14 protein-coding genes are annotated in these 15,245 nt (G+C 69.1%); 3 read left to right on the top strand and 11 right to left on the bottom strand.

The genetic code is table 11. The features are described from left to right. Positions 1-45 precede the first annotated feature (45 nt). From PHA84_RS12565 to PHA84_RS12575, 3 genes are read left to right on the top strand one after another with little or no spacing between them, the layout of a single operon-like run. Entirely contained in the window at positions 46-972 is a 927-nt protein-coding gene (locus tag PHA84_RS12565) for an NAD-dependent epimerase/dehydratase family protein (protein ID WP_270888461.1), read from the top strand. Further along, entirely contained in the window at positions 969-2,240 is a 1,272-nt protein-coding gene (locus PHA84_RS12570) for a nucleotide sugar dehydrogenase (RefSeq protein WP_270888462.1), read from the top strand. Before PHA84_RS12565 ends, PHA84_RS12570 begins: the two co-directional genes overlap by 4 nt. Positions 2,241-2,253: 13 nt before the next feature. Next, positions 2,254-3,843: a right-handed parallel beta-helix repeat-containing protein gene (locus PHA84_RS12575; protein ID WP_270888463.1), complete on the top strand. Its 1,590-nt coding sequence runs from the start codon at positions 2,254-2,256 to the stop codon at positions 3,841-3,843. A gap of 40 nt (positions 3,844-3,883) precedes the next feature. Here PHA84_RS12575 and PHA84_RS12580 read toward each other — a convergent pair whose 3' ends face one another. The 11 genes from PHA84_RS12580 to PHA84_RS12630 are packed head-to-tail and all read right to left on the bottom strand — an operon-like array spanning position 3,884 to position 15,216. Then, on the bottom strand, positions 3,884-4,468 hold the full coding sequence (locus PHA84_RS12580) for a hypothetical protein (protein WP_270888464.1): 585 nt from the start codon (positions 4,466-4,468) through the stop codon (positions 3,884-3,886). Then, on the bottom strand, positions 4,461-4,985 hold the full coding sequence (locus PHA84_RS12585) for an acyltransferase (RefSeq protein WP_270888465.1): 525 nt from the start codon (positions 4,983-4,985) through the stop codon (positions 4,461-4,463). The genes PHA84_RS12580 and PHA84_RS12585 overlap by 8 nt, the downstream gene beginning before the upstream one ends. Next, entirely contained in the window at positions 4,978-6,210 is a 1,233-nt protein-coding gene (locus PHA84_RS12590; RefSeq protein WP_270888466.1) for a lipopolysaccharide biosynthesis protein, read from the bottom strand. Before PHA84_RS12590 ends, PHA84_RS12585 begins: the two co-directional genes overlap by 8 nt. After that, positions 6,200-7,606: an O-antigen polysaccharide polymerase Wzy gene (gene wzy, locus PHA84_RS12595; protein ID WP_270888467.1), complete on the bottom strand. Its 1,407-nt coding sequence runs from the start codon at positions 7,604-7,606 to the stop codon at positions 6,200-6,202. Before wzy ends, PHA84_RS12590 begins: the two co-directional genes overlap by 11 nt. After that, entirely contained in the window at positions 7,599-8,705 is a 1,107-nt protein-coding gene (locus PHA84_RS12600) for a glycosyltransferase (protein WP_270888468.1), read from the bottom strand. The genes wzy and PHA84_RS12600 overlap by 8 nt, the downstream gene beginning before the upstream one ends. Then, entirely contained in the window at positions 8,702-9,838 is a 1,137-nt protein-coding gene (locus tag PHA84_RS12605) for a glycosyltransferase (RefSeq protein ID WP_270888469.1), read from the bottom strand. Before PHA84_RS12605 ends, PHA84_RS12600 begins: the two co-directional genes overlap by 4 nt. A 5-nt stretch (positions 9,839-9,843) precedes the next feature. Then, the gene (locus PHA84_RS12610; protein ID WP_270888470.1) at positions 9,844-10,998 is read right to left on the bottom strand and encodes a glycosyltransferase family 4 protein; all 1,155 of its coding nucleotides are present in this window, start codon (positions 10,996-10,998) and stop codon (positions 9,844-9,846) included. Further along, entirely contained in the window at positions 10,995-11,630 is a 636-nt protein-coding gene (locus PHA84_RS12615) for an acetyltransferase (RefSeq protein WP_270888471.1), read from the bottom strand. Before PHA84_RS12615 ends, PHA84_RS12610 begins: the two co-directional genes overlap by 4 nt. Beyond that, positions 11,627-12,247, bottom strand: a complete 621-nt coding sequence (locus PHA84_RS12620; protein ID WP_270888472.1) for a sugar transferase — start codon at positions 12,245-12,247, stop codon at positions 11,627-11,629. Before PHA84_RS12620 ends, PHA84_RS12615 begins: the two co-directional genes overlap by 4 nt. Positions 12,248-12,250: 3 nt before the next feature. Further along, positions 12,251-13,390 carry a DegT/DnrJ/EryC1/StrS family aminotransferase gene (locus tag PHA84_RS12625; RefSeq protein WP_270888473.1) on the bottom strand — a complete coding sequence of 380 codons (1,140 nt, stop codon included), beginning with the start codon at positions 13,388-13,390 and terminating at the stop codon, positions 12,251-12,253. Further along, positions 13,387-15,216 carry a nucleoside-diphosphate sugar epimerase/dehydratase gene (locus tag PHA84_RS12630; RefSeq protein WP_333742308.1) on the bottom strand — a complete coding sequence of 610 codons (1,830 nt, stop codon included), beginning with the start codon at positions 15,214-15,216 and terminating at the stop codon, positions 13,387-13,389. The genes PHA84_RS12625 and PHA84_RS12630 overlap by 4 nt, the downstream gene beginning before the upstream one ends. Positions 15,217-15,245 lie beyond the last annotated feature (29 nt).

Genomic DNA, 15,245 nt, shown 5'->3' on the forward strand with positions numbered 1-15,245 from the left:
GGCGGCAGTGTCCTGTCCTGACCAACCACGTCGTGGAGATCTGTCTTGCGGTTGCTCATCACCGGCGGTGCCGGGTTCATCGGGTCCAACTTGGCACGCCTGGCACTGGCCCAGGGACACGAGGTGACGGTCATCGACGACCTGTCGACCGGGTTCGAGGAGAACCTCACCGGTCTGGACGTCACCTTCGTCCGTGGTTCCATTCTGGACGAGGTGGCGATGGCCTCGTCGGTCCGAGGCGCCGACTCCGTCGTGCACCTCGCGGCGCTCGGCAGCGTGCCGCGCAGCATCAAGGACCCGGTGGCGACCCATGCCGCCAATGCCACAGGGACCCTCGCCGTGCTCGAGGCCGCGAGGGCCGCGGACGTGAGCCATGTCGTCGTGGCGTCGTCTTCCTCGGTCTACGGCCTCAACCCGGCCCTGCCCAAGAGTGAACGGGAGTGGGTCCGCCCCATGAGCCCGTACGCGGTGACGAAGCTCGCGACCGAGCAGTACCCGCTGGCTTACCAGCAGTCCTACGGCATGAGCACGCTCGCATTCCGGTTCTTCAACGTCTACGGCCCGTACCAGATGGCCGGCCACGTGTACGCCGCAGTCATCCCCACCTTCGTCGACGCGCTGCTGCGCGCAGACGTGCTCGCCATCAACGGCGACGGGACGACGTCCCGCGACTTCACGTACGTGGGGACGGTCTGCGCCGTACTGCTGGACGCGTGCGTGCGTCGCCTGTCCCACCCAGAGCCGGTGAACCTCGCGTTCGGCACGAATACGACGCTCCTCGACCTCGTGCGCCGGATCGAGGTCGCAGCAGGGCTGGAGGCCAAGGTCATCCACCGGGAGCCCCGGCCGGGGGACGTGAAGCACTCGCAGGCCGACAACACCGTCCTTCGGTCCCTCTTCCCGCAGGTCCGGCCCGTGCCGCTGGACCAGGGGCTGGCCGAGACCGTCGCATGGTTCAAGGAGACCCAGTGAAGAAGAGCCTCGTCGTCATCGGCCAGGGGTATGTCGGGCTCCCCATGGCCCTGCGGGCGGCCGAGAAGGGCTTCGACGTCGTGGGACTCGACACCAACGGCGCCGTCGTGGAGGCCCTCAACAGCGGGGTGTCGCACATCGACGACGTCTCGGACGAGCAGCTGAACCGCGGCTTAGCCGGTGGGTACCGCGCCGCCACCGACGCCGCCACGATCGGCGATGCAGACGTCGTCGTCGTGTGCGTGCCCACGCCGCTCAGTGCGGACGGCGGGCCGGACCTGCGTCCCGTCGAAGCGGCCGCCCGAGCCATCGGTGAGCACGTCCGGCCTGGCACGTTGGTGGTTCTCGAGTCCACTACGTATCCGGGAACCACGGAGGAGGTTTTCACACCCTTGGTGGTGGGGGACATCCTCATACCAGGGGTGGATGTCTTCATCGCCTTCTCCCCGGAGCGGATCGACCCCGGCAACGAGCGGTTCGGCGTCCAGAACACCCCCAAGGTCGTCGGTGGGCTGACCCCTGAGTGTGGCCACCGGGCGCGTGAGTTCTACGCGGAGTTCGTCGACACGGTGGTCGAGGCCAAAGGCGCCAAGGAGGCCGAGATGGCCAAGCTGCTCGAGAACACCTTCCGCCACGTCAACATCGCTCTCGTCAACGAGATGGTCCGCTTCTCCCATGAGCTCGACATCGACCTGTGGGACGCGATCGAGTGTGCTGCGACGAAACCCTTCGGCTACATGGCCTTTCGTCCCGGTCCGGGGGTGGGCGGGCACTGCATCCCGGTCGACCCTTCGTACCTGAGCCACCGGGTCAAGGCGCAGCTCGGCTATGCCTTCCGCATGGTCGAGCTCGCGGAGGAGATCAACACCGCCGCCCCCCTCTACGTGGCCACCCGTATCTGGCAGGCGCTCAACGAACGGAGGATCGCCGTCAACGGTGCCAAGGTGCTTCTCGTCGGCGTGACCTACAAGGCCAACATCTCAGACCGGCGCGAAAGTCCGGCCGACCCTCTCGCCAAGAGGCTCGTGGAGCTCGGCGCGGAGCTGAGCTACTACGACCCCTACATCGCTGAGTGGCAGGTCGAGGGGGCCAGCGGACTGCATCTGCGCAGTGCTGAGGATCTGTCGGCGGCCGCCCGAGACGCCGACCTGGTCGTGTTGCTGCAGGCCCATCGAGACATCGACCTGAAGACGCTGGCTCACGAGAGTACGACTGTGCTGGACACTCGGGGAGTCATGCCTCCCGGGAAGAGTGTGTCCCGGCTCTGACAAGGGACCCCTCTTGAGCCCTTCTCGCCACGATGGCCCATACCTCAGCCGTCGCGCCGTCCTGCTGGGAGCGGGCGTGCTCGTCGCCTCGTCCTGCACGGCCGAGCCGAAGACCCGAAGCTCGGCCAGCGGCCCCGCATCGCCGTCCACGTCTGCTCCTGCCAGCCCAGCACGTCCCGAGATCCACGTGGCCCGCTTCGGGGCGGTGGGGGACGGACGGACCGATGACCGCGCCGCGATTCAGGCCGCCCTCGACGCCGTTCCCGTGGGTGGTGCTGTTGTTCGCTTCCCGGCCGGCGTCTTCCAGGTGGCGGGCACGCAGGGGGACACGATCCTCACCCTTCGGCCCGGCACGAGCCTGCGGGGCGAGTCGCGTAGCGCCTCGACGCTGAGGGTGGCCCCGGGGACCGGCAGCTGGGGCGCCTTCCTCGAGTACGAGAACCCGAGCATAGATCCCGGGTCGCTTGCCGTCTCGGACCTCACCTTCGACATGAACTCCCGGGCGAACCCGGTGGTGGACAACCCCCAGGCGACCAACCGTCCCCGGATGGTCATCCGCAGCGCTGGTGGTGCGGGGCCAAGCCTTTCCATAGTGGGATGCAGGTTCCACGACTGCTCCAACGTGAACACCCTGTACCTCGCGGGTCGGCGGGTCGTCGTGCGTGACTGCCTCTTCACTGGAACGGGCGCTGGGGCGGTGGGTGGTTGGGACCACTCGTCGATCTATGCCGTCGCTCGAAGTGGCGGCTCCATCTCGATCACGGGTAACCGCTTCGTCGGCACGCTCGGTTCGGGCGCGAGCCGCACGGCGATCGAGACCCATGGCGGATCCCAGATCGTGCAGCAGAACACCATCGACGCGTACCTGAAAGGCATGAACCTCACTGGCGTGGCGCAGGAGCGGACCGACACGGTGGTGGTCGCCTCCAACACCATCAGCAACGCCCTCATACCGTTCCATCTGTGGGCCGCCCCGTACGCGAACCAGCCATCGGGGACAACGCTGAGCAATGTCCTGCTTCGGGCCAACCACGCACTCATCGATCCGGCCGCATGGCGCGACGTGCCGGGCGCGACCGGCGTCTACGCGTGCGGGGTACTGCTCGACCCGCAGGCCGGGTGCACCATGCTCGACATCACGGTGCGCGGCAACACCTTCCGGTGGACTGGCGAGCTGCCGCCGCCCTTCCGGCCACTCGACGAGCGCGCGTGCGGAGTCACGTTCAAGAGCGCTGGGGTACTGAGCGGCCTTCAGATACTCGGAAACACCTTCGAAACGCCGCCCTCGGCCGGTGTCCTCCTCGACGGAAGTGTCGTGACTGCAACCGTGTCGGGCAACGTCTTCCTGGACCCTGGCCGCCTGGCAGCCTCCCTGGAGGACGCCACGCTGGCCTCGGGCGTGGTGCTGGGCGGTCGCATCGACGGCGCGGTGGTGACGGGCAACAGGACGACGGACCGCCGGCGTCCCCACGTCGTGGCGCAGGGTGTCGCCTCGAGAAGTGGCCTGCTCGTGACCCGGTCCCGCGTGTCGGGGAACCAGATGCAGTGCTCGGACGGGACCGTGCCACCGGAGATGAGCGAACTGATGTCCCAGCTCGTGTGACCAGGGAGGTACCCCGGGGGAAGGGCTGCTGCTGCGTCGTTCAGCGGCTCGGCGGTCCAGCGTAGTCGGTCCGGTTGACCCACGCCGAGGAACCGGACCTCGAGACGACGCGAGCCGGTGCACCCGCCACGGTCACGCCGTCCGGAACGTCGTCCACGACTACGGAGTTGGCGCCGACCGAGACGCCGTCGCCGATGTGGATTGCTCCCACCAGAACCGCACCGGGGCCCAGGTAGACGTTGTCCCCGATCGAGGGCACCCCCGTCCTGTCGCCCTTCGTACTACCGATGGTCACATTGTGGCTCAGGTTGCAGTTTCTCCCGATGACCGCAGCGGCGTTGACCACGATGCCGCCGGCATGCCCGACGAGAAGACCAGGCCCTACGGCCGTCACGTAGGGCAGGTTGATGCCCATACGGTATCGCAGCCGACGCAGTACCAGTCGCGCCGGGAGGAGGAGGGGTCGGGGGACCCCAGCGGTCTGAAGGTGGGCGCAGATGCGCATCCAGAACACGTACGCGTAGGTCTCGCCCGCGACGAGCTGGCGCAGCACGGAGGACCAGCTCATCGTTCCCGTGATGCGGTAGGCGTCGGCGCGAAGGGTCCAGCCGAGCGGGTCAGGCATCGCGCACCTGCCTGACCCGAAGGACGCGGGCCGGAGAACCGGCCGCGACGGCGCCGGCTGGGATGTCTTTGGTGACCACCGAGGCAGCTCCGACTGTCGCACCGGTTCCGATTGTCACACCGGGCAGGACCACCGTGCGCGCCCCGAGGAAGACGTCGTCCTCCACGGTGATGGGCCGTGACGTCCCCTGTACGTCATCGAAGGTCTGCCCGTGGCCCGGGACCGGGTGGTCGTTGGTAATGAACAGGCACTGCGGGCCCATGCGCAGGTTCCGTCCGAGGTGAATGCTTCCGCCGCCGATGAACCACGACGACGCGCCGATGCCTGCCCTGTCCTCAACGACCAGGTAACGGCTTAGGCGTGCTCCTGGCTCGATGGACGCGGTGGACGCGACCCGCTCGCAGATGCGGTTGGCCAGCCAGGCCCGAAGGCGGTGCCCTCCCGGCAGAAGCGTGTGCAGATGACGTGCGAAGGAGTCGTAGGCGACCGCCGCCAGTCGTCGGCCCAGCTCAGACATTCAGGGGCTTCCTCTCCGCTGTTCGCGCCGCTCGCGTGCGCTGCCACAGCAGCAGGGTGGCATAGACCGCGTAGGTCGCGACCGAGGCCTGCACCGCTCCGGCTGCTCCACCGGCATGGATCAGCACGGCATACACAGCGACGGCGAGCGAGGTGGATGCCAGTGTGACGGCTCCCACCTCGCGCAGTCGGCCCAGCCCCATGACGATGCGCGAGTCCATCAGCGCCAGTCCCATGAAGAGCTCCGCGACCAACAGACCTCGCAGCAGTGGGACGGCGGGGAGGTAGTCCGCGCCGAAAACCTGCCCCACGACCCAGGGCGCCAGCAGCTCGAGCACACCGATGATGAGGAGCTGAAGGACCACCGCGAGCTGGTAGAGGTGCCGGACCTCGCGGGTGACCCCCCGCGAGCCGGCCGTGCGCACGAAGAGCAGCTGGCCGACGGCAGAGGACGTGATGCGAGCCGCCTCGGCCACCGTGGCGGCCACAGCGTAGACACCGCCAGCGCGTGGTCCGGCCAGAGGCACCAGCAGGAGGCGGTCCAGGCGCTGCATCGCGAGCAGGCCCAGGCCATACCCCACTGTCGGCGCGCCCTGGCGGATGAGGGCGAGCCACCGCTCGAGTCGCCAGGTCGCCAGGAGCGCCGGCCGGAAGGCTCGGATGCAGGCCCACGAGAAGAGACACTGCGCCACGGCACCCAGCACCCCGCAGGCGAGTGCGCCTGCCACGCTCCGATGACCCAGCCCGGCAAGCGCACCGAAGGCGACTGCCTGCACCAGGAACCCGACCCCGATCGAGAGGATCGAGGCGCTCGTGCGTCCGTAGGCCTGGACGAGGTCGGAGGCCTGACGCGACAGGAGGGCGGCGGCCCCATACGCGAAGATCGCCACCAAGGCGCCAAGGCCCACCACCCGTGCGGCGAGGAGCCACGCAGCAGCCATGGTGACCAGGCCGGACAGGGGCATGAGCCCCAGCGAGAGGCCCAGGAACGCGCGCACGTCCGTGGGGTCGGGAACGGGCGCGGACCGGACCCGCAGGCTGATTCCGGTGCCCGCCGAGAGCGCGAGCACCGTCATCGCCGAGGTGGTCGTCACCAGCGTCAGGGTGCCCTGGCCGACAGGCCCCAGGAGCCGGGCCGTTACGACGCCGAGCAGCATGGCGCTCGCGGCGTTCCCGATGGCCGAACCGGTCACTCCCGAGAGCGCTCTGATCCTGTTACCGCGCAAGGCCGCGGGTCTTCGTCTGTGCGTCTGGCTCGGTGGAGCTGCGATGACGCTGGTTCAGCACCCAGATCGCCAAGAGGACGGGGATGGTGGACGCGCACTCGGCCGGGACGGGGGTGAAGTCGTTACGGACCCACAGGAGCAGGGCGAAGGCAAGCATCCCGATGGTGGCATTCGAGTACTGCGTCACCCGGACGGAGTCCAGTGTGGCCACGAGGATGCCGATGAGTGCAAGCACGATGACGAGCCCCAACAGGCCGTGCGAACGGTAGGCCTCTGCCGCCGGTGAGCCGCCGATCGGCCCTACCCGACGGGCGATCATGGCGCCGAAGACGGTGGGGTCGTCGGCGACTGGAGTCACCTCCCCGCCCAGGAGGCGGCCCACGACAAAACGCCGGAACGGCGCGAGGTAGGTCGCTATGCCGACGAACGGCTCGTCCAGACGGTCGTGGTAGTTCGAGACCACGGCGAGCGGCCTGATGGAGTACCCGAGCTCGGCGATGCCCTCGAACGGGTTGAAGGCCGTGAGGCTGGTCCCGCCACCGCCGAGACCGAACTGTCGCAGGACGCGCACGGCTGAGCCGGCCGCGAGCGCCGCCACCCCGGCGAAGGCCATCCAGGCACGAAGCCGGATCTCCCTGCGGCGGGCGGCGACGACGATGTAACAGGCGGCCGGGATGATGACCTCACCGCGCAGGCCGAGCAGGAAGGCCGGAACGGCCCAGAGGCCGAACGCGACGAGGGCTACGCGACGCACGCCCTGACGGTCACTGGCTGCCACGGCGCCCATGCCGAAACCCATCAGGAGGTACGCGGTGGGGAGCTGCGTGCCGGACGTGGCCTCGAGGAACCCTGCATAGGAGGACCCGATGATGGGGACACCCGAGCGGAGCACGATGAACAGCCACAGCAGGACGCCCGCGAGCAGCAGGGTGGCGCCGACGATGCCGGCACCGTCGTTGCCCTTCGCCGCCGTGGGCGGCGGCGCCTCGGGTGGCTTGTCGATGAACCGGTAGCGAAGGAGGTAGCCGAGGGTGAAGGCGGTGATGGCGATCGCCGCCAACACCGCAGCCGACACGAAACCGGGGCTTTCCACCCACTTCAGGTCGGCGGGATTGAACAGGCTGACCGGCGCGCCCAGAGAGATCGGGAGCAGCAGCCCCACGTGGAAGACCGTCAGCAGGGCAGCGTAGATGCTCCCTAGGAGCAGCGGCCGGGCGGGGTTCAGCCGCAGGATGACGAGCACCGAGGCGGTGCCGACCAGACAGGCGACCAGTGCAGCGCCCTGCCGCGAGCCCTCGAGCGGCACGCGGAAGGCGAGAAGCACGAGCAGCACCAGAGCGAAGAGGACGATCCACCAGAAGCGCAGCGGCGGGCTGTCCCGGGCGTCGCTACTCATGCCCTGTACCCGAGTAGAGCCGAAGGTGCTCCCGCGTGGCGGTGCCATGCGCGAAGAGGCTCGAGTCGAAGTCACTCTCCAAGCTCCTTCGCCACTCGAGACTGCGGCCGGCCTCCGCCGCCATCTCCACTGCCACTGCCCAGGCGTCCACCGGGGACTCCAGGGAGACAGGGTAGACCCCAGGTACGTGAGACGCGATGAACTGGACTCCGGGCAGGGCGGAGGCGACGACCGGCGTACCCGTGGACAGGGACTCGATCACCACACCCGGCAAGCCCTCACGCAGACTCGTCAGTAGTACGACATCGGCCCCGCTCATGAGCTGACGAGCATCGAGGCGGGACCCGAGGTCATGCACGCGCCCGGTGACCATCAGCCTGCTCGCCTCGGCCATCACCTGCTCGGAGTCGGCGCCCTGACCTCCCACCAGGGCCAGGTGCCAGTCTCCGCCTCGGTCGCACAGCGCCCGAAGGACCCGGACGGTGTGCACGCGGTTCTTCTCCGGGGACGGGCGACCGACGTGCAGGAGGAGCTGGCCCGGCGCTGCGACGAGCTCCCGCAGGGAGGCGCCCTCCGGGTCGGGGACGAACCGGGGTATGCCGTTGACGAGGACGCGCGCTCGTGCGTCCGTTGCCCAGTCCTTCCGGTAGCCATCCGACAGCGAGGAAGGACTCACGCCGACGATGTCGGTCGCGAAGCCGCGGATCAGCGCGCGCATCAGCGACCGCTGGGACCGCCTCCGCAGGCTGTCCACATGCCCGTCTCCGTCGCTGCGGAAATGCGCCACCCGGCGGGGCACGTGGCACAGCCACGCGCCCAGCAGCAGCGCCCCGGAGAACGTGGCGACATGGCTGTCCACCACCTGCGGACGCAGGGTTCGCAACAACGCCACGTAGCGGGCCGGGAAGCCGGGGCTGAGCGCCACAGGATGAACCTGGCCCCCCAGATCCCGGATCTGCTGAGCAAGGACACCCTCTCGGCCCGAGAGCGTGAGGAAGTGGAACTCGACACCTCGGGGGGCGAGCTCTCGCATGAGCTCGAGCGTCCGCATCTCCGCTCCGCCGATGTCCATCGAGCCGAAGACATGCAGAACCTTCATCGCGAGGAGCCTACGGCTCGTGCTGCGGCGGCCACGAACTGGTCCTCCGCGTCGGCCGCCGCCTCCGTCAACGCGACGGCCACCTTGATGTTCCTGGCGGCCGAGGTCGTCCAGGCAGCGGGGTCCTCCACGAGACGTGCGATCGCGGCGGCGAGTGCTTCCGGCTCCCGTGGCGGTACAAGGCGATGTGGTTCCAGCAGCTCCGGGACCCCCCCGACGCGGGTGGCGACCGCCGGAAGCCCGGAAGCCATGGCCTCCACCAGCGCGCGAGGCAAGCCCTCGCTCCAGGAGGCGAGAACGAAGCAGTCCGCCTCCTGATAGGCGGCGTCCAGCTGCCCGTCATCCAGGTGGCCGAGGAACCGGACGGCATCGCCGAGCCGCTTCCGACCGTACCGCTCGAGCTCCGACCTCAGCCGTCCGGTTCCAGCGATGCTCAGTCTGACGTCGCGCCCGCGGGAACGCAGCGCGATTACCGCTTCCATCAGCTCGGCGACTCCCTTGTAGGGCTGGTCCAGGCTGGCCACCGTCAATACGCGCACGGCGCGGTCTCCCGGCGCGGGACGGGGCTGTCCCGCGTTGACGTGACCGGTGTCGGTCGCGGCGAAGGCGGCTGACTTCGGTCCAGGCGGAAACTCCTCCTGGAGCGCTGCCGCGGTGACGTACCGGATCACGCGCGCCCGCCGACAGGCTAATGTCATGGCGCGCGCGAGCACAGTTCGGATGACGGCTCCCGCAAGGCCGGGGAACATTTCGGGGGCCAGGGCCTCTCGGGGGTTTCCGACCGCGACGACCACCAAGGGCTTGCGTCGCAGGATCGCAACCGCAGTCGCCACCGCACCGACCACACCAGGTGCATAGGCCAGCACACCCTCGGCGCGGCCCACAACCGACCAGGCCCGAAGTAGGAAGCGGAGAAGGTCCGCGATGTCGCGGCGTGACTGTGGCCACGGCAGAACGGCATGTCCCACCTGCCGGGGTAGGAGGGGCGTGGCGCCCTCCGCGTGAGCAGCGCCACGGCTGACCACCGTGCAGGGAACCCGCGCCGACAGTGCCGCGACCGCGCTCAGCTGCTTCAGCCCACGTGCGTGACCGTGCTCGTCGGTCCAGGACCGCTGCTCTGTGAAGACAGCCACGCTGATCACGGTGCGGCCCGTCGGAGGACGACATCAGCGACCTGGGCGACACACTTCTCCAAGTCGAAATGCTGCCCCATGAGCTGCCGCGCGGCGCGACCACGGGCGGCCAGGGATCCGTCCGAGACCTGAGAGTGCGCAATGAGAAGGGCGGCCAGGAGGGCGTCACGGTCCCCGGCCGGGACCACCCAGCCCGACTCGTCGGTGACAGCCTCCGGCAGTCCGCCGGCGTCGCTGACGATCGAGGGAAGGCCCATGGCCGACGCCTCCAGGGCAGCGCCGTGGTTCTCGGACAGTGACGGCGAGACCGAGAGGTCGGCGCTGGCGTAGAGCGGGCGCACATCGTCGACCGTCTCGAACCAGCGGATGGTCGTGCTGCGCCCGACGTCGTACGACCTCAGGAGCTGCTGCCGATGTGCCTCACCGTCCGAGTCGAAGCCGCTCCCCACGAGCACGAGCAAGGAGTCCGGGTGGCGCTGGGTGAACTCCGTCCACGCCTGGAGCACCAGGTCGTGCCCCTTGATCCCGACGCCGGGGAAGACCGTGCCCTTGGGAGCGTAGACGTAGGCCACCATGATGACGACGAAGGTGCTGTCGCCCACCCCGTACAGCTCCCTTCGCTGGTTGCTCCCGGGGCGGAACCGCTCGGTGTCCACCCCGTAGGGGATCGTGCGCAGACGCCCGGCAGGGAGACCGATGCGCCGGTATGCCCGGGCGGTGTACTCCGAGCCGGCGATGAGCATGCTGTCGAACCGGCAGAGGAAGCGCTCGACGGCACGGATGATGCCGTTCTCCAGGTACAGCGGCCCCGCCACCATGTGCACGCGTCGTGCGCCGAGCGCGATGCCGGCGATACGGCAGGCAAGGGCGGACGCGTAGAGGTGGTAGAAGATCACGTCTGGAGCGGTGGAACGCAGGAGTCGACGCAGCCGAAGCAGGCCGCTGGCCAGGCTGAGTGACGGACGGAAGCGGAAGTCGAAGGGCGAGTCCAGCACGGGGAAGCCTTGAGCCGTCAAGGCTCGGCGGAGGCGGCCAGGCCCTGCGGGGAGTACCACCGTCACGTCCGCGCCGCGAGCCCTCAGCGCCACGAGCTGCGGGACAGCCCACAGGCCGCCCTCGTTCGTCTTCAGGACCAGCGTGACCCGCGTCGCCTGGGTCACCGTGCCGGCACCCCCTTGACGACCGAGCCGTCCCGGACGTCGCGCGTGACGACGGCGCCGGCCCCCACGGTGCAGCTGCTCCCGACGGCGAGCCCTTGCAGGACCGTGGCGTTCGCACCCACAGTCGAGCCTGGCCCAACGGTGACCGAGCCCGAGATGCAGGCCTGGGGGTTGAGCCTGGTGAAGTCGTGCAGGACGGAGTCGTGACCGACGGTGACGTTCTGGTCGACGTGCACATGCCTCCCCAGGGTGATGTTCGTGCTGAGCCGGGCACCTGCCGCGATGACCACTCCGGGCGATGCCCTGATCTCCAGACCAAGTGTGGCGTCCGGATGAACCAGCGAGGGAAAGCTCACGGGCGAGGAGGCCAGCGCAGCGTCGATGGCTCGCCTCGCTGCCGCCGAGCCGACCGCGATGACCGCGTCGAACGTTGAGCGGCGAGACGCGAGGGTCGCGACCGACCCAACGACCCGTGTCCCGAGCGAGGCGACGCGCTCGAGGTCCTCGGCGCGGGGATGGTCGTCGACGAAGCCCTCCACGACCCAGTCGCCGCCGCTTGCCCGAAGCGCCTCGATGATCGCGAAGACCTCCCTGCCGAAGCCGCCCGTACCGACGATCACCACCGGGTTCATCGAGGGTCCTCGTCGGAGAGCGAGCCCAGGAACTCAGGCGCGGTGACGTGACCTTCCATGCTGATGCCGGCCCGTGTCAGGACTTGGAGGACAGTCCGCGCCAAGATGCGTAGATCGAGCAACGTCGACCGAGTGTCGACGTACTGGACGTCCAGACGGAACTTCTCCTCCCACGAGAGACTGTTGCGGCCCGACACCTGCGCCAGACCGGTCAGCCCCGGTCGCACCTCATGGCGCCTGGCCTGCTCGGGGGAGTACCGGTCGAGGTACTGCATCAGCAGGGGTCTCGGCCCCACCAGCGACATCTCCCCCCTCACGACGTTCCACAGCGAAGGCAGTTCGTCCAGGCTGGAGGAGCGCAGGAGGCGACCGAACTCCGTCAGCCGGGCTGCGTCGGTCGCCGCGGACCCCTGAGGGTCGAGAGGGCGCATCGTCCGGAACTTGAGTAGCTGGAAGGGCTCGCCATGCAGGCCGGGCCGGGTCTGGCGGAAGAGCACCGGGCGCCCCAGTCTCCATCGGACGAGGACGGCCAGGAGCGCCTGCACGGGCAGGCTCAGCACGGCGGCGGGCAGAGCGATCGCGAGGTCGAGAACGCGCTGGGAGCGGTCAGGCGTCATCCGTCAGCTGTGGTCGAGAGCCGCTCGCGCGACATGCACGACCCGCTCCACGTCCGCGTCGCTGAGGACCGACCCGCTAGGCAGCGTGACGCCGGTCCGGAAGAGCCGGTCGGACGACCCGTTGAGGAAGGCACGAGCACCGGCGAAGACCGGCTGCGCGTGCATCGGCTTCCACAGGTGCCGAGCCTCGATGTCGTCCTCGGCGAGCGCCTTGATCAGGGCATCGGCCGTCACCGAGGTCTGGTCGGGGTCGAGCGTGATCGTCGTGAGCCAGCAGTTGTCCTCAGCATCCGGCCGGGAGCCGTCGCCGGGGAGGAAGCGGACTCCCGGCAGGTCGGCCAGCGCTTCGACGTACGCCCGGCGGACCGCCCTGCGGCGGCTGATCATCGTGTCGAGACGGGTCAGCTGGGCCCGTCCGAGAGCAGCGAGGACGTTGGACAGCCGGTAGTTGTACCCGATGTCCGTGTGCTCGTACCAGGGAACCGGCTGACGTGCCTGGGTGGACAGGTAGCGGGCCTTCTCGATGAGTTCCAGGTCGTCGCTCAGCAGCATGCCGCCGCCAGAGGTGGTCATGATCTTGTTGCCGTTGAACGACAGAGCGGCAGCCCGGCCGAACGATCCCGCGCACCGCCCCTCGAACGAAGCGCCCAGCGCCTCGGCGGCGTCCTCGACGAGTGGAATGCCACGCTGCAGCAGGGGGTCGGCGATGGCGGCGTAGTCGACGGTGCGACCGAAAAGGTCCACCACCATCACGGCGGCCACGTGCGTGCCTTCTGCCACCAGGGTGTCGACTGCCTCGAGGAGGAGCTGAGGGTCGACGTTGGCGTCGCTCACATCCGCGTCGACGAACACCGGCTCGGCGCCCGTGTAGGCCACGGCGTTGGCGCTCGCGGCAAAGGTCATGGACGGCAGGACCACGACGGAGCCCGGTCCCACGCCGAGGTGGAGCAGGGCGAGGTGCAGAGCAGCAGTGCCGGAGGAGAGCGCCAGCGCACCGGCAACGCCGATGCGAGCCGCGATCTCCCCCTCGAAGGCATCCACGTGGGGGCCGAGGGGTGCCACCCAGCCCGAGCGCACCGCGTCGAGGACGAACTCCTCCTCGACCTGCGTGACGTCTGCCTTGCTGAGGAAGATCCGACTCATCTGGCGTCGACCCGCAGCGCGTCCGACGACATCGTGACCGACTCCTCACGCATCCAGGCTGCCGCGTCCTGGTGGCTTGACGGCCGTAGCCGGCCGACGGTGCTCGCCTCGATCTCGGGAACGCCCACGCTCGATACCAGCCGGTGCGCCGTCTCGCGACGGTCCTCATGGGTCGAGAAGAGCTCCTCACCGAGCTTCTCGCCTGGTCGCAGACCGGTGTAGACGATGTCGATGTCCCGCCGGCCCGACATCCGGACCAGCGTGTTGGCCACATCGACGATCTTCACCTGCTCGCCCATGTCGAGGACCATCACCTCACCGTCGCGACCGATGGAGGCGGCCTCGAGGACGAGCTGGCAGGCTTCAGGGATGAGCATGAAGAACCGCTCGACGTCGGGGTGGGTCACCGTGATGGGCCCACCACGCTCGATCTGGGCCGTGAAGGCGTGCACCACCGACCCGCGCGAGCCGAGCACGTTGCCGAAGCGCACAGAGACGTAGCGTCCCGGCTCGCGGCGAGCGAAGTCCGCGGTCAGCCGCTCTGCGACGCGCTTGCTGTAGCCGAGGACGCACGTCGGGTTGGCGGCCTTGTCCGTCGAGATGTTGACGAACGTCCCGACGCCGACCTGTGCCGCCGCCGTGAGCACGTTGAGGGTGCCCAGCACGTTGCTCTTCCACGCCTCCAGCGGGTACGACTCGAGCAGCGGCAGGTGCTTCAGCGCCGCGGCATGGAACACGATGTCGGGGCGGGTGGTGCTGAAGACCTCGGCCATCGTCGCGACATCGCGGATGTCCGCCAGCACGACTTCGTCGGAGCTGAGCAGGCCGTTGCCCTGGAGCGTCATCTGAGTGCCCTGCAAACCGGACTCGTCGCGGTCGAGCATGTAGAGCTTTGCCGGGCCGAACCTCATGATCTGGCGGCAGAGCTCGGACCCGATCGACCCGCCGGCGCCGGTCACGAGGACCCGCTTCCCGGCGATCTGGTCGGCGATCACGGCCATGTCGAGCTCGACCGGGCGACGGCCGAGGAGGTCGGCGACGTCGACGTTGCGCAGGTCTCCCGCGGTGGGACGCCCACCGATGATGTCCCTGACCGGTGGGAGGGTCAGCACGGTCAGGCCGGCTTCCTCGGCGAGCTCCGTCAGCTCGCGGATGGTGCTCGCCTGCGCGAGCGGCAGGGCGATGATGAGCGTGTCGGCGCCGTGCTTCTCGGCCACCCGCGCGAGGTCGGCCCGGGTGCCGCGGACTTTGACGCCCTCTATGCGCAGGCGCGCTTTACTCCTGTCGTCGTCGAGCAGGGCGACAGGCTGGAATCCGCTGTCGCTGTCCCGGATGAGGCTTCGGGTCAGGCGACGGCCCGCCTCGCCGGCGCCGAAGATGATGGCGTGGCGCTCCTCGGGCAGGGCCGCTGCTCGGCGTACCCGGGCCGTCCGGATGATGAACCGTGCCGAGAACATGCCGACCAGCGCGAAGGCCCCGGCGATGAAGGGTAGGGAGCGGGGCACCATGAGCCCCTGTGCGACCAGCAGTGTGGCCATGAGAGCGGTCATCGTGATGAGCACGGTCTTGCCGATGTCGGCGGTCTCCTCGAACGAGCCCCGCTCGTGCCCCACTGCATACGGACCGATGAGGGCCCCCACGATCAGGTGCAGTACCACGCCGATGCCGAGGAACCACGCCATCCCCGGTGTGGCCACGGGGTCGGTCCGGAAGTCGAAACGGAGCCAGGCCGCGCCCACGATCGCAAGAACCCAGATGGCTGCGTCGAGAAACGCCCACATCCACCGGCCGAACCGGATGCGACGTTGTTCGCGCGTGGTGAGCACCTCGGTCCCCCTTCTGGAACTTGCCGGGC

Source organism: Pedococcus sp. 5OH_020 (genome assembly GCF_027812955.1).
In the GTDB taxonomy this organism is placed as follows: domain Bacteria; phylum Actinomycetota; class Actinomycetes; order Actinomycetales; family Dermatophilaceae; genus Pedococcus.